The sequence below is a fragment of the Candidatus Eisenbacteria bacterium genome (genome assembly GCA_005893275.1).
Taxonomy (GTDB): Bacteria; Eisenbacteria; RBG-16-71-46; order SZUA-252; family SZUA-252; genus WS-7.
The window spans coordinates 1-20,956 of the sequence record VBOW01000024.1 but is presented as its reverse complement, the minus strand read 5'-3'; the positions used below and the strand labels follow the sequence as shown (position 1 = coordinate 20,956).

Annotated in this window: 19 protein-coding genes; 7 read left to right on the top strand and 12 right to left on the bottom strand. The window is 66.3% G+C overall.

Annotated elements, in window-relative coordinates:
* Positions 1–55: 55 nt before the first annotated feature.
* Positions 56–1,174 (bottom strand): HupE/UreJ family protein, encoded by a 1,119-nt coding sequence (locus E6K76_05550; protein TMQ59191.1) that lies wholly within the window; start codon positions 1,172–1,174, stop codon positions 56–58.
* Entirely contained in the window at positions 1,171–2,031 is an 861-nt protein-coding gene (locus E6K76_05545; GenBank protein ID TMQ59190.1) for a DUF4198 domain-containing protein, read from the bottom strand. The genes E6K76_05550 and E6K76_05545 overlap by 4 nt, the downstream gene beginning before the upstream one ends.
* A 233-nt stretch (positions 2,032–2,264) precedes the next feature.
* Here E6K76_05545 and E6K76_05540 point away from each other — a divergent pair, with 233 nt between their 5' ends.
* On the top strand, positions 2,265–4,001 hold the full coding sequence (locus tag E6K76_05540) for a DUF4331 domain-containing protein (protein TMQ59189.1): 1,737 nt from the start codon (positions 2,265–2,267) through the stop codon (positions 3,999–4,001).
* 71 nt (positions 4,002–4,072) lie between these two features.
* Here E6K76_05540 and E6K76_05535 read toward each other — a convergent pair whose 3' ends face one another.
* From E6K76_05535 to E6K76_05520, 4 genes are read right to left on the bottom strand one after another with little or no spacing between them, the layout of a single operon-like run.
* Positions 4,073–4,570 (bottom strand): DUF2269 family protein, encoded by a 498-nt coding sequence (locus E6K76_05535; GenBank protein ID TMQ59188.1) that lies wholly within the window; start codon positions 4,568–4,570, stop codon positions 4,073–4,075.
* A 16-nt stretch (positions 4,571–4,586) separates the two neighbouring features.
* The gene (locus E6K76_05530; GenBank protein ID TMQ59187.1) at positions 4,587–5,372 is read right to left on the bottom strand and encodes a hypothetical protein; all 786 of its coding nucleotides are present in this window, start codon (positions 5,370–5,372) and stop codon (positions 4,587–4,589) included.
* Positions 5,345–5,941 (bottom strand): pyridoxamine 5'-phosphate oxidase, encoded by a 597-nt coding sequence (gene pdxH, locus E6K76_05525; GenBank protein ID TMQ59186.1) that lies wholly within the window; start codon positions 5,939–5,941, stop codon positions 5,345–5,347. Before pdxH ends, E6K76_05530 begins: the two co-directional genes overlap by 28 nt.
* Entirely contained in the window at positions 5,938–8,115 is a 2,178-nt protein-coding gene (locus E6K76_05520; protein ID TMQ59185.1) for a S9 family peptidase, read from the bottom strand. Before E6K76_05520 ends, pdxH begins: the two co-directional genes overlap by 4 nt.
* A 239-nt stretch (positions 8,116–8,354) precedes the next feature.
* Between E6K76_05520 and E6K76_05515 the strand changes: the two genes are divergently transcribed.
* Complete coding sequence (locus E6K76_05515) at positions 8,355–9,881, top strand: DUF2779 domain-containing protein (protein ID TMQ59184.1); 1,527 nt, start codon at positions 8,355–8,357, stop codon at positions 9,879–9,881.
* On the top strand, positions 9,878–10,573 hold the full coding sequence (locus E6K76_05510) for a hypothetical protein (protein ID TMQ59183.1): 696 nt from the start codon (positions 9,878–9,880) through the stop codon (positions 10,571–10,573). Before E6K76_05515 ends, E6K76_05510 begins: the two co-directional genes overlap by 4 nt.
* Positions 10,574–10,827: 254 nt before the next feature.
* Here the strand turns inward: E6K76_05510 and E6K76_05505 are convergent, their stop codons facing one another.
* Positions 10,828–12,222: a dipeptidase gene (locus E6K76_05505; GenBank protein ID TMQ59182.1), complete on the bottom strand. Its 1,395-nt coding sequence runs from the start codon at positions 12,220–12,222 to the stop codon at positions 10,828–10,830.
* Between the two features lie 142 nt (positions 12,223–12,364).
* Here E6K76_05505 and E6K76_05500 point away from each other — a divergent pair, with 142 nt between their 5' ends.
* Both E6K76_05500 and E6K76_05495 read left to right on the top strand, forming a co-directional pair.
* Positions 12,365–12,961, top strand: a complete 597-nt coding sequence (locus E6K76_05500) for an RNA polymerase sigma factor (GenBank protein ID TMQ59181.1) — start codon at positions 12,365–12,367, stop codon at positions 12,959–12,961.
* Positions 12,958–14,079, top strand: a complete 1,122-nt coding sequence (locus E6K76_05495; GenBank protein ID TMQ59180.1) for a hypothetical protein — start codon at positions 12,958–12,960, stop codon at positions 14,077–14,079. The genes E6K76_05500 and E6K76_05495 overlap by 4 nt, the downstream gene beginning before the upstream one ends.
* A 15-nt stretch (positions 14,080–14,094) precedes the next feature.
* Here the strand turns inward: E6K76_05495 and E6K76_05490 are convergent, their stop codons facing one another.
* The 5 genes from E6K76_05490 to E6K76_05470 are packed head-to-tail and all read right to left on the bottom strand — an operon-like array spanning position 14,095 to position 18,458.
* The gene (locus tag E6K76_05490; protein TMQ59219.1) at positions 14,095–14,877 is read right to left on the bottom strand and encodes an ABC transporter permease; all 783 of its coding nucleotides are present in this window, start codon (positions 14,875–14,877) and stop codon (positions 14,095–14,097) included.
* A gap of 13 nt (positions 14,878–14,890) precedes the next feature.
* Complete coding sequence (locus E6K76_05485; GenBank protein TMQ59179.1) at positions 14,891–15,805, bottom strand: ATP-binding cassette domain-containing protein; 915 nt, start codon at positions 15,803–15,805, stop codon at positions 14,891–14,893.
* Positions 15,806–15,814: 9 nt separating this feature from the next.
* A complete protein-coding gene (locus E6K76_05480) occupies positions 15,815–17,068 on the bottom strand; it encodes a ZIP family metal transporter (GenBank protein TMQ59178.1) in 1,254 nt (417 codons plus the stop codon).
* Positions 17,065–18,102: a copper oxidase gene (locus E6K76_05475; protein TMQ59177.1), complete on the bottom strand. Its 1,038-nt coding sequence runs from the start codon at positions 18,100–18,102 to the stop codon at positions 17,065–17,067. Before E6K76_05475 ends, E6K76_05480 begins: the two co-directional genes overlap by 4 nt.
* On the bottom strand, positions 18,051–18,458 hold the full coding sequence (locus E6K76_05470) for a hypothetical protein (protein TMQ59176.1): 408 nt from the start codon (positions 18,456–18,458) through the stop codon (positions 18,051–18,053). Before E6K76_05470 ends, E6K76_05475 begins: the two co-directional genes overlap by 52 nt.
* Positions 18,459–18,497: 39 nt before the next feature.
* On the opposite strand from E6K76_05470, the gene E6K76_05465 reads away from it, so the two are divergent.
* Together E6K76_05465 and E6K76_05460 are read left to right on the top strand one after the other, a co-directional pair.
* Positions 18,498–19,169: a metal-dependent transcriptional regulator gene (locus E6K76_05465; GenBank protein ID TMQ59175.1), complete on the top strand. Its 672-nt coding sequence runs from the start codon at positions 18,498–18,500 to the stop codon at positions 19,167–19,169.
* A partial coding sequence (locus E6K76_05460) for a thioredoxin domain-containing protein (GenBank protein TMQ59174.1) occupies positions 19,166–20,956 on the top strand: 1,791 nt, incomplete at its 3' end. The genes E6K76_05465 and E6K76_05460, both read left to right, overlap by 4 nt.

The following is a 20,956-nucleotide window of genomic DNA, read 5'->3' as shown; positions in this document are numbered from 1 at the left end:
CGGCTGGTCTTGTCTGCGGCCCCGGCGCCACGCTCGCGCGACCGGGGCCAGTTTTTTAGCTCGCCGAGAGCATTCGCTGGAAGAACCAGATCGCTCCCGCCAGGATCACACACCAGGACCCCATCGCGACGACGCGGCGCGACCAGGCCTCGCTCGAGGCTTTCAGCAGGGCGAGGAGGGGTGTGACCGAGAGCACGATTACGGCTTGCGCCGCCTCGACTCCGCCATTGAAGGAGAAGAGCGCCCAGGCGCGGGCCCCGGCGGGCAGTCCCAGCTCGCCGAGAACGCCGGCGAACCCGAAGCCGTGGATCAATCCGAAGCCGAAGGCGATCAGGGCCCGAAGGTCGCGGCCGTTGCGGGACGCGAGGAGGTTCTCCACGCCGATGCAGGCGATGGTCAGCGCGATCGCGGGCTCGATGACTCTCGGAGAGGGGTTGAGGATGCCGAGGGCCGCGAGCGCGAGCGTGATGCTGTGGGCGACCGTGAAGGCGGTGACGATCTTGAGGAGCCGCCGCACCTTCCCGCCCAGGAGCAGGAGACCGACGATGAAGAGCATGTGATCCGGGCCGATGAAGATGTGGCGTATGCCCTCGCCCACGAACGTGCCGATCAGAGCCAGCCGTCCCTGCCCGCCGCCCGAGAAGTAGTCCACCTCCGATCGGGTTCGATCGAGAAGGTCCTGATGGCGGAGGCGCCCCCCTTCGTAGACGTTGAGATAGGTGATGTGCTGCGGGTCATAGAGAAAGAGCCTGCAGGTGAGGCGGAGCTTCCCGGGGATACGCTCCCAGGGAGCCTCGAACCGCGCGACGATGTTCCGGCGGTCGGGTATCGCTTCGATTCCCGTCCAACGCGGCCTCAGCCCGACGCCATCCACGCGAATCGTGAAGCCGCCTGAGAGCAGCGTTTCGATCCTCGCTCCGTACCGGTCGAGAATCTCCGGGCGAAGCAGGGAATCGGGAGCCTCGGCGCCCATTTCGTGCGCGAGATCGACGACGTGCGCCGCGGCGCTCCCTTGGAGCCCGCGCTCGTCCAGACGGAGATCGATGAAGCTATAGGGCTGATTGTGGGCGAGGACGTGGGAAGGATGGAGCGGGGCGGCGATGAGGAGCAGCACGGCGAGCGCCCTCGCCGGCTCCGCGGGCCGCGCGCCCACGCGGGCAAGAGCGCCCCTCACCGCCGCGGCTCCGGGACGAACGTGAGCGAGGCCCAGTAGCTTTCCCAGTCCGCGACCTCGCGTTCCCGACAGGGCACCATGTGGACGACGCCGACGAGCCATTCACCCGCGCCTGAAACGGGGATGGTCGCGACGCCCCCTGGGTCGCTCCGCGCCTCGGCCACGGGCCCCACCGAATCCCGGTGGGCTTCGGAGCGCGGCGCAAAGCCATGCCCGAGAGGGGCGCTCCAGGTGCGCACGAGCGCGCCCGCGAGCGGCTTCTTTCGAAAGAGCACGCGAACGCGAAGCGGTGCTCCCTCCACGGGAGCGCTGAGCGGCAGGATCTCGAGCGTGAGCCCGGCCGCGCGGAGCGCGCGCGCCCGGTCGGTCCCGGCGATCCACGTCTTGGCGCACCGGGCGTACCGCTCTCGCCCCTCTCCCGCCCCCGCACCCAACTTCGCCCGCGCGGCGCGAGCCAGGGCCAGCCCCTCGAGCGCGAGGTAGCGATCGAAATCCGGGGCAGGAAGGGTGAGCGGTGTGAATCCGGATTCGTAGGCTGCGAGCGAGCCACCGGCGTCCGCCCCGATGAATCGCGCGTAGACGAGCTCGCCGTTCACCGTGGCGGGCGCCAGGTCGAGCCGCTTCGCGCCGAGAAGCTCGAAGGAGCGGGTACGGGTCGCGGCGTACGGGCATCTCTCCCCGCGGAAACCTGTTCCCACGAAGGCCGCGATCTCGAGGGTGTCTCCCTTCGTCTGGCGGTAGCTCGAGGGAGAGAGCCAAAACTCGTGCGCACCGGCGACTCCCGGGCGGCCCGCGGCGCATAGGGCCGCGGCCAGCGCCACTCCTTGAATCGCCCATCCCCGAAGCGTTCGTGTCATGGAAGCCCTCGTGCGCCGTTCGCCGCCTGCCGGAACGCCTCGTATACGGAGCCGGGCCCGTCGCGGATGAGCGGGCGATGTTTTTTTCGCGGGGCGGCCTGACCTGCCACCGCCGATTTTCTTCCTCACCGCTCATCCGGCGACCGGGGGGCGCCGTAGTGGAGGTGTCGGTCCGGGCCTTCCGGGCCGCGTTCACTTATAGCCGCGCTTCAGGCGCCACAAGGGGGTTTCGAATGAGGCATCTTCGATTCATCAAGGGGGCGGCGTTCACGCTCGTGGCACTGGCGCTCGCGCTGGCCATGCCGGCCAAGGCGCGCGCGTCGAGCCACAGCGAGGCGCCGGGGACCGCCAAAGATCGTCTGGCCGACGACACCGATCTTTACGCATTCGTGGCGCCCGACGCCGCGGACAAGGTCACGATCGTCGGGGATTGGATTCCGCTCCTCGAGCCGAACGGGGGGCCCAATTTCTACACCTTCGACGATGACGTCGAGTACTACATCAACATCGACAATGCCGGAGACTGCCTCGATCACATCCGCTACCAATTCAAGTTCAAGACGACCCGGAGGAATCCGGCGACCTTCCTCTACAACACCGGCGTGGTGACGTCGCTCGATGATCCGGATCTCAACGTTCGCCAGACCTACACGCTGACCCGGTTCGACGACGGCTCGCCGACGGTCCTCGTGAGGGACGGTGTGGTCGCACCGAATAACGTCGGCCCCGCCTCCATGCCGAGCTACAACGACCTGGCTCAAGCCGCCGTCAAGACGCTTCCCGACGGCACGAAGATCTTCGTCGGTCCCAGGGACGATCCGTTCTTCGTGGACTTGGGCGCGGTTTTTGACCTACTCACGATTCGGCGCGTCCCTGGAAACACGGGGGGCGGTGTCGACGGCGTCGGCGGATTCAACGTGATGACGATCGCGATCCAGGCCCCTATGGCGAGGCTCACGAAGGACGGGTCGGCCCCGAACGAACGCAACTCCGTGATCGGGATCTATGACTCCGCGGAGCGTTCGAAGGTGCGCGTGCTGAAAGAGGACGGAACCGTCCTGAACATCGGGCCCGATATCCAGGTCTCGCGCCTCGGCATGCCGCTCGTGAACGAGGTCGTGATCCCGCTCGCCGCCAAGGACAAGTTCAATCACACGAAGCCGACGGGGGACGCCGCGTTTCTGAGCTACGTCACCGACCCCGAGCTTCCGAAGCTCTTCAACCTTCTCTATGGGCTCCCGATTCCGACCACCCCTCGAAACGATCTCGTGACGGTGTTCCTGACCGGCATTCCCGGCGTGAACAAGCCGGCGAACGCGAGGCAGGTGCCCTGCGAGATGCTCCGGCTCAACATGGCGATCGCGCCCAACACCACGAACCCCAACCGGCTCGGGGTGATCGCGGGGGATGCCGCGGGATTCCCGAATGGGCGCAGGCTCTCGGATGATGTCGTGGACGTCGAGGAGCGCGCCGCCGCGGGGGGATATGTCTTGACGCCCGGCTTCAACACCGCGCCCGCGAACGCGCTGGGGGACGGCGTGGACGAAAACGACCTCCCCTTCCTGCCGTACTTCCCCTACGTCGCTCCTCCGCACTCGCCGTTCACCCACGAGCACCATCGCGAGGAGCCGATCCATCCCGCGTCCGCCACCCCGGGGACGGGGGCGGGCGCCACGACCGGGGAGCCCGTGGGCGCGCCGAAGCTCTCGTTGCGGCTTGCGGGGGAAAATCCCTCGTCCTCGAGCAGGCTCGAGTTCACGGTCCCCAAGGCGGGCCACGTCTCGCTCCGGCTCTACGACGCGCAGGGGCGACTCGTTCGAACTCTCGTCGACCAGGACGCGGCCCCGGGCTCCTTCACCGCCCACTGGGACGGCCGCGCGACGGACGGGTCGCAGGTGGCCAAGGGAATCTACTTCGCGCGATTTACGGCGGGAGGCGAATCGACCGAGAAGAAGGTGGTCTTGAACTGAGCGGCGAGCGAGCCCGCCTCGCAAGGACCCGGTCCCGGGAGGGGCCGGGTCCCGTCTTTTCCGAGGCTCCCCTAGAGCAGGTCCCTGAGGCCAGGCAGCGCGGGCTTCATGATCATGAGCCCGGCGGCGATCGCGGGTGTGACGAGCGCCACCGCGCCCCAAAGCTCCCACCGCCGGGAAAGCGATCGATAGGCCGCCCAATCCAGGGCATCGCCGCTTCTCCTCACGAGCGCCAGCATCTTCCTCTGCAGCGGGGCCACCTGACTCCCGAACGCGAAGCCGGAGATCGAGAAGAGAACGATGGACCAGAAGATCCATCCCGTTCCGAGGATCGGGTAGTTTCCGCCGATCGCGGCCCCGAAGCCGCCGATCAGGATGAAGATGATCGGAGGCATCGTGAACAGCCGGTCCGCCTGGATGATCCCCTCGAGCATGTGCCCGATGATGATCGGGTTGCGGGAGCGGTCCGCGTGCGCCTTCCAGAAAATCCCGGTGGTGATGTTTCCGAGAAAGAGCGCCACCGCGAGCACATGGAGAAGCTTGAAGCCAAGATAGAGATGCGGGCTCATCTCGCCACTCCGATCGTTAGGGTCCGTTCCGCGGAATCATTCCGACCGCGCTGAACTCGGGGAACCCCCTGTGCCAGATTCCCCAGACGGCAAAAAGCAGAATCGATACGGCCGCCCCGACGCCGAAGAAGCGCCGCACCGGGCGGATGGGTCGCGCCGGCGTGAGCGCCCAGGCCAGATAGGCTACGGCGAAGGGAAGGAGGAGCGGAACCGTCTGCCCCTCGACCCCCGCCGCGAAGTAGATGAATCCATAGGCGGCGGCGCCGATCGTGATCCGCCCGCCTCGGGTTTTCGCCTTTGACGCGGGCTCGGAGGGCGCGTGCACCCGCCGCTCGAGAAGGGTGAGGCCGACGCAGATAGCGACCTTGGAGGAATCGATGAGGTAGTGCGATACCCGTTCGTCCCACCAATCGGCGAGGCCGAGCGGATCGGGAAGCCGCGCCCGCGTGATCGCATCATGGATGGAGTTCGCCGCGACGTGCATTCCATGCCCCAGCACGAGCGCGAACCCACCGAGGATGAGAAGCATCCGCGGACCCAAATCCGGGGCCCCGGAGGAGTCCGGGCGTGCGCCCCGCGACCCGACGAAGAGCGCGCGCCCGACCAGCGTGTAGAGAAATACGAGAATGAAAGGTGTCGCCACGTCGATGAAGTCGCCCAGGGTCAGACCCGGGCGCAGGACGGGGGTCTTGATGGTGACCGAGCCCAAGTAGAGCGCCGCGAACGCGATCCCGAGCCAGCCGAGCCTCGACTCGACAGGCGGCGCGTGCCGCGTCAGGGGCTCAGGATTTTCGCGGCCCATCCACGTCCCTCGCGCGTGTAGAGCACGCGGTGGTGGAGCCTCATGGGACGGCCTTCCCAGAACTCGATTCGCCGCGGCTCAATCCGGAAGCCGCTCCAGAAGCGCGGCCGCGGCACCTTCTCCGGCAGACTCCTGTCAAGCTCCGCGAACCGGGCCGTGAGCTCCCCGCGTCCCCCGGGAAGCTCGGCGCTCTGGCGGGACGCCCAGGCGCCGACCTGCGAGTCGCGGGCGCGGCCCGCCCAGTACTCGTCCGCCTCGGCGTCGGATACGGTCCTGGCCGTGCCTTCGACGCGCACCTGTTTCGCGAGAGGGGGCCACCAGAAGCAGAGCGCGGCCGGAGCGCCCTCGCCGCCGCCGCTCAGAAGCTCCGACCCCTTTCGGCTCCCGAGGTTGGTGTAGAAGACGAATCCCCGGTCATCCACGGCGCGGACCAACACCATGCGGACGGACGGTTTTCCGTCGGGACCGACCGTCGCGAGCGCGGCCGCGTCGGGTTCCAGAATATCCGGACGTCTGGCGAGCGCCGCCCATTCCCGAAACAGCGCGATCGGATCGGGCGCCTCGGTCACAGGCTCGGGACCGTCTTTCCGGATTTTCCCTCGCGCTGGACGGGACGGTACTTCACGCCGAGACGGTCGAAGAGAAACATCAGCACATCCGCCTTCTGCTGGTCGCGTTCCGAGAGCGCGGTACCGCCGCCGTGCCCGGAGCCATAGCTCACCCTCATGAGCACCGGGTTCGGGGACTTGGTCGCCTGGAGCCTCGCGACCATCTTGAAGGTTTCCCAGGCGGGCACCCGCGGATCGTTGACCCCCGTGAGCGCGAGCACGGAGGGGTAGGTCTTCGGGTCCTTCACGTGATGGTAGGGCGAGTAGCCGTACATCCCGCGGAATTGGATCGAGTCCTTCACGGTTCCGAACTCGGTGGTGTTGAATTCGCCGTTCGGCGATAGCTCGGTTCGCAGCGCGTCGCCGTAGCCGACGTGGGCGACCGCGGCGTGCATGAAATCGGGGTAGTGGACCAGCGTGCCGTAGACCAAGAGGCCGCCTGCGCTTCCCCCTTCGATCGCGAGCCGCCCCGTCCTCGTATAGCCTCTCTCGACGAGGTAGCGCGCGCAGACGGCGAAATCATCCATCGAGACCTTCTTCGTTCCGAGCCGTGCGGCCTTGTGCCAGTCGTCGCCGAACTCGCCGCCTCCGCGGACGCTCGCGTCCACGTAGATGCCGCCCTGCTCGAGCCAGACCTTGAGGTCCGGCTGGAAATAGGGCTGCTCGCTCAGCCCATAGCTGCCGTAGCCGTAGAGAAGGGTCGGCGCCTCCCCGTCGAGCTTCGTGCTCTTCCGCATGATGATGTTGACGGGCAGCTTCGTGCCGTCGGATGCCGTCGCGAACTCGCGACGCACCTCGCAGTCACTGAAGTCGGCGGGGGAGGTCTGTGCGAGCGCGGTTTCCTGAAGCTCGGCGCTGCCCAAGCCGTAGCGGTAATAGGCGGGAGGGCGCGTGTAGCTCTGGCTGCGCACGAGCACCTCGTCCCCGGACGTGCGAACGGCGGTCCCGATCAGCGAGACCTCGGACATCGCGGCGAGGCTGAGCGCGCGTCCCTTCAAGTCGTAGACCCGCATCTGGGTCGGGCCTCCGACCATCTCCGTCACGTAAATCCTCGTCGCCGTGGGGGTGTAGTCCTCGATCGTATTCTCGGTATCCGGGATGATCACGCCCGCGTGGTTCAGATCGGGGTACGCGAGCGGAAGGCGGAGGATCTTTTTGTGGGGCGCGTCCGCTCGCGAGAGCAGGTACAGGGCGCCGTCCATCCCGAACTTCATGTCCACGATCTTATCTTCGAAACGCGCGACCTGGGTCCACCCAGCGCCCGCGGAGCGAAGCCAGTACGCGTGCTCCCCGCCGTCTCCATGACTCACGTCCGCGAGCAGGTACTGCCCGTCGGGGCTCGTGCTCAATTCGACCTCGGCGATCTTCGGGAATTCCTTTCCGAGGACGTAGGCATCCTCGGCGGTCGGCGTTCCGATCTTGTGGTAATAGACCTGTTGGTAGAAGGGGAGATCTTCCGTCCGGCGTTCTCCTTCGTGCGGATAGCGGGTGTAGTAGATTCCGCTCGCGTCCGCGTTCCAGGCCGCGCTGCCGCCCGCCGTGCCGCCGTTCACCTTGGGGATCGTGTCGTCCAGACGCCTGCCGGTTGCGGTCTCGTAGATGAAGAGGACCCCGTCCTCGGTGCCGTTCTTCGAGAGCGACACGGCGACGTACTTCCCGTCGAGCGAAGGAGCGTAGAAATCGATCGAGGTTCCCCCCGTGGAATCGATCGCGTTGGGGTCCACGACCGCCCTCTCCGTCTTCGTGTCCATCACGGAAGTCAACGCGACCAAGAAGGGTTGCTGCTTCGGAGGCTGATCTTTCATGAAGAAGTAGGTTCCGTTTCGATAGCTCCCGCCGTAGTAATCCGGCGATTCGGAGTGGGTGAGCTCCACAACTCGTTCCAGGATCGCTTTCCGCTCGGGATGGTTATCCAACCACGCGCGCGTGTAGCTGTTCTGTGCTTTCGCCCATTTCGCGACGGCCGGGTCGGCCACATGTTCCAGATATTGATAGTCATCCTCGACCCTCTCCCCCCAGTAGAGATTGAACGTCGGGCGTTTCGGGGCTTTCGGCTGGGAGGGAAGCTTGGCCAACGCCGATGCTTGCGGGGCGAGGAGGAGCGCTACCAAGGCGGCGGTGAGGAGACGACACATCGTTGCGATCCTCCGGATCAGGGTGACGCGGAAACGCTCGAGGGATATCGACGCGGCGGTGCCCGGCCGCTTGGGCAATATTACAACAGTCGCAAACCGATCGTGCCGCGCTATACTCCCACCGGGCCGACGCATCGGGTCCACTCAGCATCTCGCCTAGTTCGCCCGGGCCCGACCGCGCTCGGCCCTAACTCTTTGTGACATATTCAGCTTGGGGGGTGTGAGGTAACGTCGGGTCAATGGAACAGCTTCCCCTCTGGGGTACTCCTTCTGCCCCGTCCGTTCGCACATCGATCCCGCTTCTCTCCAAGTCGCGCTTCGTGGCGGGGCTCCAGTGCCACAAGCGACTCTATTACGAATGCTACGACCCCGACCTGCGCGACCCTCTCGATCCCACCACGAAGGCGCTCTTCGAGACGGGCGCGCGCGTAGGAGCGGCGGCGCAAGAGCTCTTCGCGGGCGGTGTGCGCATTCCCGGGGACTCCCATCATGACGACGCGACACGAAGCACCGCGTCCGCGCTCGCGCAATCGGCCACCAGGCCGATTTATGAAGCCGCATTCAAGCACCACGACGTGCGAATCCGCGTGGACATTCTCGCTCCCGCTGGCGACGGGACCTGGGACCTGGTCGAGGTCAAGTCCAGCGCCGGTTACAAGGAGGAATACCTCCCCGACGTGGGAATCCAGCTCTACGTGCTCGAGGGAGCCGGGGTTCCGGTCCGCCGCGCCTGCATCCTCCACGTGAACAATCAATACGTGTACCAAGGGGGTCCATACGTCCTCGACCAGCTCTTCGCGCTTCGAGACATCACGGCCCAGGCCCGCGACGTCAGGCCCATCCTGGTCTCGCAGCTTGAAGCGATGCGCGCTCCGCTGTGGGAGATGGAGCCGCCGGCCATTCTTGTCGGGCCGCACTGCAAGCGGCCCTATGTGTGTCCCTTCTACACGCGTTGCCACCTCCACGGGCCCGAGTATCCGCTCGAGCATCTGCCCCGCATGAGCCCGAAGCTCCTTCGCGCCCTCCGCGATGCCGATATCGAGGACATCCGCGACATTCCCGAGGATTTCGATGGCTTGAGCGACCTCCATCGGAGGATTCGGGCCTGCGTGATCACGGGGAGCGTCCATTCCGACCCCGAGCTGAAACGCGCACTCGGCGCGCTCGAGACGCCGATCCATTTCCTCGACTTCGAGACATGCAATCCGGCCCTTCCTCTCTTCGTCGGAACGAGGCCGTTTCAGCAAGTGCCTTTCCAATGGTCCGATCACGTGCTCCTGAAAGACGGATCGCTCGAGCACCGCGAATACCTCCACACGGAGCCGACCGACCCGCGCCGGGCTCTGGCCGCTTCGCTCATCGAGTCGCTCGGCGACGAGGGTCCCATCGTGGTCTACTCCGGATTCGAGGAGCGGATCATGCGGTCTCTGGCGGAAGAGCTCGAGGAGTGGAGAGAGGCTCTGCTCGCGATCGTGGAGTCCCGGATGGTGGATCTACTCGAGCTGATCCGGTCTCACTACTATCACCCGGGCTTCAGGGGCTCTTTCTCCATCAAGGAAGTGCTGCCCGCCCTGATCGACGACCTCGATTACGAGGATCTCGAAATCCGGGAGGGGGGCCAGGCGGCGGTCGCGTTCGTGCAGATGATCGATGCGGGCACCTCCGAGGGACGGCGGCGCGAGCTCGTTCAGGCGCTCCGCGCCTACTGCCGCCGGGACACCGAAGCCATGGTGCGGCTTTTCCACAAGCTCAGGGAGGGTGGATGAGAAGAATCGGTGGAGCTTCGGGGCGGACGCGTGCGGTGCTTTTCCTCGGCTGGGCGGTCGCGGGAGCGCTCGGGGCCGCCCCCTCGGGCGGGGCTGCCACGGTGAGGCTTCCCGCGGCGGGGAAGACGTATACGTGGAGCTTTGAAGCGGACACGCTCGGGCAAAAGCCCGCCCACTCCATGGCGTTCGGCGGGGTCTGGCAGGTGTCCGAGGACTCGACAGGATCGGCGTCTCCGGCGAGTCGCATCCTCAGCCAGTCCGAGGATGATGACGGGATCACCTGGCATTACCTCACGTTCACGCGGCCTTTGCTGGGGGATCTGGACGCGTCGGTGCGCTTCCGGATCCGGTCGGGCGAGATCGATCCCTCGGCCGGGCTCCTCTTCCAGATGGACCCGAAAGGAACGAGCGGATACCTGGTGCGGGTCAGCGCGAAAACCGGCGAGCTGGCGTTCCACTATCTTCTCTACGGGAAGCGGCGCGATGTCAAATTCGCCAAGATCGGTCCCATCGAGCCGGGCACCTGGCACACGCTCGCGATCTCGAGGCGAAAATCGGTGACGCGGGCATCCTACGACGGAAAGGAAGTGCTGAGGCTCCGCGACGATCGATTTTCCCAGGGGAACGTGGGGGTGTGGACGGAAGACGATACGCTCGTGGACTTCGCGGATCTGACCGCCACGGCGCGCTGATCGAAGGGCCGAGCGGGGCGCCTGCCGGGGGCCCGGCCCAGTTGGCAAGAGGGGCGCGCCGACACGGTCGGGCATGAGTCGGGTGCCGGTGAGAACCGCGAACTCACACTCAATCGCCGTACGCGCCCCGCCTTCCGTGACGTGGGCACAAGGCTCAGGCCATCCCTGGCCGCTCCTCCCTATATACTACATACTACCAGATGCGGCATCGCGAAAAGTCGATTCGATCGTAACCCGCGCGCGACCCCACCCGATCACCGTCTGGCGCCTGCTCCAACCCTGCTCGAAACCTCGTTCAAGTAAGCCGCCGCCGAGCGCGCCCCCCCGAGGAAACAGCGGATCGCGAAATGCTCGTTGGGCGCGTGGAGGTTGTCCTCCGGAAGTCCGAAGCCCATGAGGACGCACGGGGCCCCCGTGATCGCGACCATGGGGGCGACGATCGGTATGGAACCTCCCTGGCCCATGGCGATCGGGGGCTTCTCGAAGCCGGCCTCCAGGGCGCGTAACCCGGCCTGGACGAAGGGGTTGGATACCTCGGCCCGAACCGGACGGCCCGCGCCGAACTTCCGAAACTCCACCGTTCCCATGTCGCCGACCAGCTCGCGCACGTACCGCTCGAAAAGGTGGTAGATCCGCTCCGGATCCTGATTGTGGACAAGGCGCATGCTGATCTTCGCGCGCACCCAGGAGCCGATGACGGTCTTGAAGCCCTCTCCGGTGTAGCCCCCGATCACGCCGTTAACCTGCAGCGTCGGACGGATCGTGGCCGATTCGAGCGCGGAGAAGCCTTCTTCGTGGAAGAGCCGCTTTGCGCCGATCGATTTCGCCCGTGAGGCGTCGTTCCACGGCACGGCACCGATCGCCCTCCGGTCCTCGGCGCTCACCTCCTGGACATCGTCGTAAAACCCAGGGACGAGCACCCGGCCGGTCTTGAAATCCTTCAAGTGCTGAAGCACCCAGCGCAGCACGTCGATCGGCTCGTAGAGCATACCGCCCCACTCCCCCGAGTGCTTGTCGCCTGCCGGCCCCCGGATCGTGATCTCCACCGTCTGAATCCCGCGCAGGGAGACCGTGATCGCGGGGTGGTCGATGTCCGGAAAGCTCGAGTCGGAGACCACGAACACGTCGCAACGGAGCTTCTCTTTGTGCCGGGGGGCCACCTCGGCCATCGCTTCGCCGTCGAATTCCTCGTCGCTCTCGATGATGAACTTCACGTTCACCGGGAGCCCGCCGCCCCCCTGGATGACCGATTCGACCCCGGCGATCTGGGCGTAATGCTGCCCCTTGTTGTCATCGGCTCCTCGGGCCCAGATGGCTCCATCCTTGATCCGCGGCTCGAAGGGAGGGCTTTCCCACAGCTCGATGGGGTCCACCGGCTGCACGTCGACGTGTCCGTAGATCAGCACCGTCGGGGCCGCGGGGTCCACGATCCGCTCGGCGAAAAGCCCGGCGTGCGAGCGCGTGGGCCACACCTCGGTCCTGAATCCCAGGGACTCGAGCTTCTTCTTGTCGAACTCGAGCGCCGCCTGCACGTCCTTATCGTGCTCCTTGTGGGCGCTGATGCTCGGAATGCGGAGGAATTGGATCAGCTCGTCGATGTAGCGCTTCTCGTTCTTCTGGATGAAATCGAATGCGGCGCTCAAATTCATGGCGGCTCCTCTGGAGGACTGGACACGCGGTTTGCCCGGCCGAATCGAATCATCCTATGTGCTTGGGCCGCAAAGTTCAATCGGCACACCCGTTTTGTTTGGAATACACGCTGCGCAACGCGCGTAGTACAGTCCGCGTCCCATGGGTTCGATAAAGCCCGACCGCACGGCGGTTCCGGACGCCGAGATCGTCCAGCTCGTGCTGGCCGGCGAGATCGACGCATTCGACGAGCTCGTGCGCCGCACGCGGCGCCCCGCCTATCGACTGGCACGCAGGATCACGCGCAACCACGAGGACGCCGACGACGTGGTCCAGGACAGCTATGTCAAAGCCTACCGCGCGCTCCCACGCTTCGACGCGGGCTGCGCGTTCGGGCCGTGGTTCCTCACGATCGTCGCGAGGACGGCGTTGAGCCAGATCCGCCAGGGCGCCCGCCGGGCAACGGTTCCGCTCGATGAGCCGGGGAACGAGGGAATGACGCTCGCGGAACGGCTGCCCGACGCTACACTGGACCCGGCCGGGCGGCAGAACCTGCTCGACGTGGAGCAAGCTCTGGAGCGGCTCTCCGAAGAGCATCGTTCGATTCTCGCCCTTCGCGTGGAGGGGGATCTGCCGTACGCCGAGATCGCAAGCGCGTTGGATATCCCGATAGGCACCGTCATGTCCCGATTGGCCCGCGCGCGCGAGGCCTTGCTCGAGGAAGTGGAGAGGATCCGAGCGTCGAGGTTCCGCCGATGAGAGACGATACGACACACCCTCGCTCCGAAGACCTCTTCGCCTACCGGGACGGCGAGTTGCCACCGGAGAAGCGGGGGGTCATCGAGGCCCACGTGATCGGTTGCAGTGCGTGCCGGATGCTGATCGATCAGGTCTCCTCGCTCGAAGCCGAGCTTCGCCGGTCCCCGGATCGATCCCCGGCCGAATATCTGGAGCACCTGCACGAGAGCGTCCGCGCACGGATCGCGGCGGCGGGTGGCGAGGTGGAGACGGGCACGGTGGGGACGGAGAAGGGTGTGCCTGCCGGAGGCGTTCGTGTGGGCCGCGACGCCGGCTCGGGTCGTGGCCGCCGCGGCGTCTTCGATGAGGACCAGGCCGGCGAGGATCGGCGCGTCCGGGATGCTCCGCGCCTGCCCTGGCCCGCGGTTCTCTCCACGGCCGGCGCCGCGGCCGCGGTCCTGGCGGTCGTCGTGATTCTCGTGAAACAGGGGGGCTACCCGCGTGCGCCTCTCCTTCCGACGAGGGTAAACGAGGCCCCGGTGGGGAGCGCGCCGGGGGAATCGGGGGCGGTCGGAGGCGTCGAGAACCTCGCCATGCGCGATGCGGCGAAGGAGGCGCGCGCGAAGGATCGGCTCGCGAAGCGCGAGCAAAAAGCCCGCAACGAGGCGGCCGATCAGGCGTCGAAGGTCATCCTTGTTCCCTCGGACGAGCAGCCGATGGAGCCGGAGCCCGAACAGCCCGGGAGAGCCGCCGCTCTTGCCGCGCCGGAATCGGCCGAGGAGGGTCGAGCGGCCGCATCACGGTTCCGCGCCGAGGAGTCATCCCCGACCGGCGGCGAATACGAGGCGGTGCTGCGGCGGTTCGGGCTCCCGCCCGTGTGGGACGAAACCGTGTCGCCCGAAGCGCTGGAGCGTGCCGAGCCCGATCTTCGAGCCCTCTATGTTTCAGGCCGGGCGGGCGCGGATTCGGCGCGGATACGCCTCTACCTCGCCGAGGCGATGCGGCTGCGATACACACCCGGGGACTACATGCTCTACGAAGGCATCGTGCACCATTATCGCCGCGCGATCGCGCTCGGCCGCTCCGATCCCGAGGCGGCGCGCGTCGCCGAGGCGAGGCTCCGGACGCTCCCGCGGTAACGCGGTAGCGCGCTCCTACTGGATCAACCGCCGCTTCATCAGCTTGAGCGCGAGCGCCGACAGGACCGCCGCGAGGAGCACGACATACAGGACGCTCGCGGCCAGGAGCGGTCCCCGAGGCCAGCCCAGCACCGCGGCGCGGACGAGGTGAGAGACGTGGGTGAGAGGCAGGCACCACGCGATCGCGAGCGCCCACTTGGGAAGAATGCTCACCGGGAAGAACGTGCCGCTGAACATGAACATCGGCATGATCATGAGGAACATCGGCAGGTTGAACGATGAGATGTTCCTCGTGACCGACGTGACGACGAGCCCCAGCGCCGAGAAAAGAACCCCCGCGATCCCGGAGAGAGGAATCACCCAGAGGGCGGAGGGCCACGTCACGAGCCCCAGAAGCGCGAGCATGCAGAGCATGATGGTGCTCGCGATCACCGCCTTCGTCGCTCCCCAGAGCAGCTCGCCCAGGATGACGTCCTCCACGAGGAGCGGCGTCGCGAGGATCGCGTCGAAGGTCCTCTGGTAGTACATCCGCACGAACGAGGAGTAGGTCGTCTCGAAGTAGCTCCAGAACATGATCGCGACCGCGACGATCCCCGGCGCCATGAAGCGCAGATACGAAAGCTCCCGACCCTGGTAGTGGACGTTGTGGATCAGGGAGCCCAGCCCGAAGCCGAACGCGAACACGTAGAGGACCGGCTCCGATAGAGGCGGGAGGAACTCCGTCCTCCAGTTGGTGAGATACACGTCCAGGTCCCGCTGCCACACGCGGAACGACCGGAGCGATGCATTATGTAGGATGGAGCGCACGGCCTCAGTCCCGGAGCGCCCGGCCCGTCAGTTTCAGGAAGACATCCTCCAGCGTCGCGCGCCGGATGAGGCGTTCCTGCTGCGGAAAGCGCTCCTCGAGCAACCGTTCGATGTGGTCCCCTTCCTGGGGATAGAAGTACAACCGGTCCCCGACTTCCTCGAGCCGGCCCTTCAGCGCGCGCATGAATTCCATGAATTCCTCGCCGTAATTCCACGCCTCCACCACCGTGCGTCCCACCTCGCGTTCCACCAGCGCGAGGGGCGCCCCTTCGAGGAGGATCTGCCCGTCGTCCATGACCACGACCCGGTCGCAAAGCTGCGTGGCTTCTTCCATGTAGTGGGTCGTGAGAAGGACCGTCGTGCCGTGGGCTCGGAGGCCGCGGACCCGCGTCCAGATCGCGTGGCGAGCCTGCGGATCGAGGCCCGTGGTGGGCTCGTCGAGAATCAGGACGCGCGGTTCGTTCAGAAGCGCGCGCGCCAGGATCAGCCGCCGCTTCATCCCGCCCGAGAGAGCCTGGATGGGGGCGCGGCTTTTGTCCGAAAGGGCGACGAACTCGAGGAGCTCGAGCGCGCGGCCGCGCACGGTCCGGCTGGGGAGCCCGAAGTAGCGCCCGTACACGAGGAGGTTTTTCAGGACGTTGAAATCGGGGTCGAGGTTGTCCTCCTGCGGGCACACCCCGATGAGCCGCTTCACGTCGCGGGGTCGTTCGCGGACGTCGAGGCCGTGGATGCTCGCCGTTCCGGCGGTGGGGGGAAGAAAGCAGGAGAGCATGCGCACCGTCGTGGTCTTGCCGGCGCCGTTCGGACCGAGGAAGCCGACGACCTCGCCGCTCCCGACCTCGAAAGAAACGCCCCGAACCGCTTCGAGCTCTCCGTACCGCTTGGTGAGCTCGCGCGCGATGATGGCCGCCGGCTTCATTCGGGGATTCTAACCCGCCACGAGCAGTCCCGTGAGGTACATGAGAAGGAAGCCGACCAGGAGGCCGGCGATGTTCCTCGGCTTCGCGAGGGCCTCGACCGCGGATTCGCCGGATTCCGCTCTCGCGCGGACGAGGACGCGGATCACCTGGAGAATGGCGCCGCCGCCGATCCCGAGAAAGACCAGAGACAGAGGATCCGAGTAGGTGAACGCGCCCGTCCAGGCCCCCACGATCGTGGGCCCGCCGCCCACGAAGCCGAGCAGCGCCAGATCGCGCCACGAGACCTCTTCCTGGACGATCGGCGACAGGATCGCCAGCCCCTCCGTCGTGTTGTGGAGCGTGAACCCGAGGATGAGAAACGAGCCGAGCGCCACTTCGCCCAGGGTGTAGGCCGCGCCGATCGCCAACCCCTCGCCCAAATTGTGAAGGCCGATCCCGATCGCGATCATCATCGCGAGGGCCATGCCGCGCGCGGGTGCAGGCCGGCTTTCGCTGCCGCGCCTCAGGATCGTGTCGATGCCCGTGAGCGCGAGAAACGCTCCGATCGCCCCCAGCGCCACGAGCATCAAACCGTTCAGAAACTCGGGAACACGGCCCATGACCTCGAACGATTCGCGGAAGGTGTCGATCGCGAGAAAGGCGAGGAGCCCGGCGGTAAGGGAAATCCAGAAATCCATCCAGCTTCGGGGCATCGAGCGGAGGAAGGGAAGCCAGAGCAAGCCCAGGAAGACCGGAATCACTCCGACATAGACGCCGAGCAGCCCGAAAATGCTGAGCGCCCGCGGGCTCACGCTCGGAGTCGCGGTCGCGACCTCGACCTTGCGCACGTGGCGGATTCCCGTGCCGGTGATCACATCGAAGACGTAGGGGTCGCCTTCGATCCAATCGAACGGGACCGAGATTCGCGCGCTCTGAAGCCTGGCCAGCTCGCGTCCGGGCGTGATCGAGAAATCCCACATGGCCTGGTTCACGAGAAGCTGCGCCACCGTGAGCGGGCCGGGCCCTTCGTTGCGCACGAGGAGCGTGATCTCCTGGGGCCGGAAGATCACCCGTTCGATCGCGAGCTTCTCGACGGGGGCGGGCCCGAGCCTCACGTAGTCGACGCCGAAGCGGAGAAACCACCAGGCCATGAGCGCCACGAGCAGGAGCGGGGCAAACCCGGATACGACGACCCGGAGCGCGCTCGAACGGGCCGCGGCGCCGGCCCGCGTGGCGCCGGCCCGTGTGGCGGGCGCGGGCCCGCGCTCGTCCTGAACCGTCACGGCTTCACCTCGAACTGACCCAGCCAGCCCAGCTCCGCGAACTCATTCTGATGCGCGTGGAAGAGGAACCGTCCAGGATAATCGTAGCGGAACTCGAGAATCGCGCGCTCTCCCTGGCCCATCGAGATCGTGTCCGTGTAGATCGTGGGCGTCATCGATGTCCCTGTCGGATAGACATGGAAAAAGGTCGCGTGGGTATGCATCGAGTTCAAAAGATCGAACTCGGTCATGTTCACGAGATAGACTCGCTGCAGCTCCCCCTGCTTGATCGGAATGGGGTAGTCCCGGAAGAACACGTTGGCGAAACCGTTCACGGTATAGAACTCGTTGTCCTCCCCGTTCAGGTCCGTGTCGAACCCGTTCATCACCATGACCATCTCGCGCGCCTTGGGCCGCGGCGTTTTCGGGTCGACCAGAAACACCCCGTAGAGACCGCGCGCGATGTGCATCTTCACCGGCATCGTGTGGCAGTGGTAGAGATGGAGCCCAAAGGGCCTCGCCGTAAACGCGTAGTCGAAGCTCGATCCCGGCGGCACCTGCTCGAAGACCCCGTCCATGCCCGCGGCGTGGATCCCGTGGAAGTGCATCGAGTGGGGCATCGCTGCCTTGTTGGTGAAATGCACGAGGATGGAGTCCCCCTCGGTGCACCGGAGCGTCGGTCCGGGCACGGCGCCGTTGAACGTCCAGGCGGCATACCGCACGCCGGGCGCGACCTCGATTTCCTTGTTGAGGGCCTCGATCCAATACTCCCGGAGGACCCGGCCCCCCGGGAGCCGGGTCACCTTGCCGGTGTCGAATTCCGTGAGCGTGCGGATCGCGTGCTCCTTCGCCGCCTCGGCCATCGGGTCGGTCCTTCGCGCCGCGTGCGCGGAGCGCTGGGCCTTGGAGAAGCCGGGAAGCAGCGAAAGCATGAGGGCGGCCGCGAGCCCGAGGAGCAGGAGACCGATGAGGAGGGATGGAGGCGGGAACCGGCGATCGCGGGCTAGCGGCCCTCGATCACCATCTTCCCGCCCATCCCCGGATGGGTGCAGCATGTGTACGCGAACTCACCGGAGCGAGGCAGCGTGACCGTGACCTCGCGGGTTTCGCCGGGTTGGAGTTCCCTCTCGCACGGCACGTTCAGTCCGACGACGCGGAAGTTGTGGCGTATCGGTGAGTTCTCGTCGTTTCGGATGACAAAACGGATGCGCTCGCCCGGATCGAATGCGAGCGTCGGATTCGTCCCGTTGAACGTATAATCGTTCATGCTGAGCACGACCGTTCGGGCGGGCCCGGACGGAGGGCGCCGTCCCACGAACGCGAGCGCCACGCCCGCCAGAGCGAGTATCAGGAATACGGGGAAGAAGACACGTTTCACGAGCGATCCTCCAAGACGGAAAATGTTAGCCATACCTAATTCTGCTTTAGGGTACTCTAATTGTCAACTCCTATGCCCTCCGTCACCCAGGCCGTAGAGGATTACCTCAAGGCGATCTGGCGCCTGAGCCATGAAGGGGGTGAGCGGGTCTCCGTGGGGGACATCGCCACGGAGCTCAACGTGTCCGCGCCCTCGGTGACGAGCATGGTCCGGAAGCTCAAGACCATGCGCCTTCTGAACTACGAGCGCTACGGAGGGGTGACTCTCACCCCCCGCGGCCGGAAGATCGCCCTGGAGATCGTCCGCCACCACAGACTTTGGGAGCTCTATCTCTATATGCGGCTGGGGGTTCCGCTCGAGCGCGTGGATGGCGAGGCGGAGCGGCTCGAGCACGTGCTGAGCGACGACATGGAGGAGCTTCTTACGCGGAATCTCGGCGACCCAACCCACGATCCCCACGGGGATCCGATTCCCACGAAGACCGGCGCATTGGCACCCGTGGAGGGAATAGCGCTCGGGCAGCTCGAAAAGGGAACCCACGCCATCGTGGCCCGCGTGAGCGACCGCAATCCCGAGAAGCTCCGCTATCTCGTATCGCTGGGGCTCCTTCCGGGCGCGCGGATCGAGGTGGCGGAGCGGGCGCCTTTCCGCGGTCCCCTGACGGTGGTCGTCGGAAACCGCCGCCACGTCGTCGGCGCCGACCTGGCGAACCTCGTGATCGTCCGCCGCAGGAAGCGGCGATGACCGCCCCGGCGCACGTCCGCGATCGCTCTCCAAACCGTCTCGCGAAAGAGCAGAGCCCCTACCTTCTCCAGCACCAGTGGAACCCCGTGGATTGGTACCCCTGGGGATCCGAAGCCTTCGAGAAGGCGCGGCGCGAGAACAAACCCGTCTTTCTCTCGATCGGCTACAGCTCCTGCCACTGGTGTCACGTGATGGAGCGCGAGTCTTTCGAGAGCGAGACGATCGCGAAGCTTCTGAACGAGAAATTCGTCTCGATCAAGGTGGATCGCGAAGAGAGGCCCGACGTGGATGAGATCTACATGCGGGCCGTGCAGCTCCTGACGGGGTCGGGCGGGTGGCCGATGTCCGTATTCCTCACCCCGGACCAAAAGCCGTTCTGGGGCGGGACCTACTTCCCGCCCGACGACCGCGGCGGGCATCCCGGATTCGCGTCGGTCCTCGCCGCCCTGGCCGAGACCTTCGCGACACGCCGCGAGGAGGTCGAGAGCGCGGCGGACCGCCTGGCCAGCGCGCTCCGCCAGATGGAGGGCGGACGCCAGTTCGTCGCGTCGGGTCCGCTCGATCCCGCCGTATCCGGGCGCGCGGTCGACGAGCTGGCCGCGAGTTACGACCGCCATTACGGCGGCTTCGGCGGCGCGCCGAAGTTCCCGCCGCACGGCGCGCTGGAGCTGCTCCTCCATGCGACCGCCGCCTCGCCGCGCGAGGATCTCGAGGCCATCGTGCGCGGAACCCTCGACGGCATGGCGATGGGCGGCATCCGCGACCACGTCGGAGGAGGATTCCACCGCTACGCCACCGACGCGACCTGGCTCGTCCCTCACTTCGAGAAGATGCTCTACGACAACGCGCAGCTCGCGTCGGTCTACGCCGAAGCGTTCGCCCGCTGGGGAGATCCCGAGTATCGCAGCGCCGCCGAGGAGACGCTCGCCTGGGTCACGCGCGAGATGACCGCCGAGGAAGGCGGGTTTTATTCCGCGCTCGATGCGGACTCAGAGGGAGGCGAGGGCGCGTACTACCTCTGGTCGTTGAAGGAAATCACCGACGTGCTCGGTCGGGAAGTCGGGGATTTGTTCGCGCGTGTGTACGGGATCGAGGAAACCGGGAATTTCGTGGATCCCGTTACCGGCGAGGAGCCCGGAAATATCGTCCATAGGAAGCGCTCGTGGCCCGAGCTGGCGCGCGCGGAGGAGATTCCCGTGGAGGCCCTGCGCGCGAAGATGGATCGCGCGCGGGCACGGTTGCTCCTGGCTCGGCTCCAGCGGCCGGCGCCGGGGCGGGACGACAAGGTGGTCGCGGCGTGGAACGGCCTCATGATCGGAGCCTTCGCCAGGGCGGGTCGCGTTTTCGGGCGCCGGGACTTCGTGGATACGGCGGCGCGCGCCGCGAGCTTCGTGTGGACGGCGATGCGCCGCGGCGGGCGGCTGCTGCGCTCCTGGCGCGCCGGAGAATCGCGGCTGCCCGGATACTTGGAGGACCATGCGTTCTTGGCGTGGGGCCTCTTGGATCTCCACGAGGTGAGCGGGGACGGTACCTGGCTCGACCAGGCGCGCGCCCTGACCGACTCGATGATCGAACGATTCTGGGACCCCGACGAGGGAGGGTTCTTCTTCGTCGCAAGCGATCACGAATCGCTCATCGCCCGCACGAAGGAGGTGTTCGATCAGGCCGTCCCCTCCGGGAACGGGATGGCCGCGCGGGTGCTCGTGCGGCTCTGGCTCATGACCGGCGACGAACGCTACGAGGAATACGCCGCGAAGATGTTCCGCGTGTTCGCGGGAATTCTGGAG

Excerpts from the sequence above, each read along its gene's own strand:
- E6K76_05520 (TMQ59185.1), bottom strand. The coding sequence starts at position 8,115 with ATGTGTCGTCTCCTCACCGCCGCCTTGGTAGCGCTCCTCCTCGCCCCG.
- E6K76_05505 (TMQ59182.1), bottom strand. The coding sequence starts at position 12,222 with ATGAATTTGAGCGCCGCATTCGATTTCATCCAGAAGAACGAGAAGCGC.
- E6K76_05545 (TMQ59190.1), bottom strand. The coding sequence starts at position 2,031 with ATGACACGAACGCTTCGGGGATGGGCGATTCAAGGAGTGGCGCTGGCC.
- E6K76_05530 (TMQ59187.1), bottom strand. The coding sequence starts at position 5,372 with ATGGGCCGCGAAAATCCTGAGCCCCTGACGCGGCACGCGCCGCCTGTC.
- E6K76_05475 (TMQ59177.1), bottom strand. The coding sequence starts at position 18,102 with ATGCTGCACCCATCCGGGGATGGGCGGGAAGATGGTGATCGAGGGCCG.
- E6K76_05470 (TMQ59176.1), bottom strand. The coding sequence starts at position 18,458 with ATGGCTAACATTTTCCGTCTTGGAGGATCGCTCGTGAAACGTGTCTTC.
- E6K76_05535 (TMQ59188.1), bottom strand. The coding sequence starts at position 4,570 with ATGAGCCCGCATCTCTATCTTGGCTTCAAGCTTCTCCATGTGCTCGCG.
- E6K76_05500 (TMQ59181.1), top strand. The coding sequence starts at position 12,365 with ATGGGTTCGATAAAGCCCGACCGCACGGCGGTTCCGGACGCCGAGATC.
- E6K76_05485 (TMQ59179.1), bottom strand. The coding sequence starts at position 15,805 with ATGAAGCCGGCGGCCATCATCGCGCGCGAGCTCACCAAGCGGTACGGA.
- E6K76_05510 (TMQ59183.1), top strand. The coding sequence starts at position 9,878 with ATGAGAAGAATCGGTGGAGCTTCGGGGCGGACGCGTGCGGTGCTTTTC.
- E6K76_05515 (TMQ59184.1), top strand. The coding sequence starts at position 8,355 with ATGGAACAGCTTCCCCTCTGGGGTACTCCTTCTGCCCCGTCCGTTCGC.
- E6K76_05465 (TMQ59175.1), top strand. The coding sequence starts at position 18,498 with ATGCCCTCCGTCACCCAGGCCGTAGAGGATTACCTCAAGGCGATCTGG.
- E6K76_05540 (TMQ59189.1), top strand. The coding sequence starts at position 2,265 with ATGAGGCATCTTCGATTCATCAAGGGGGCGGCGTTCACGCTCGTGGCA.
- E6K76_05495 (TMQ59180.1), top strand. The coding sequence starts at position 12,958 with ATGAGAGACGATACGACACACCCTCGCTCCGAAGACCTCTTCGCCTAC.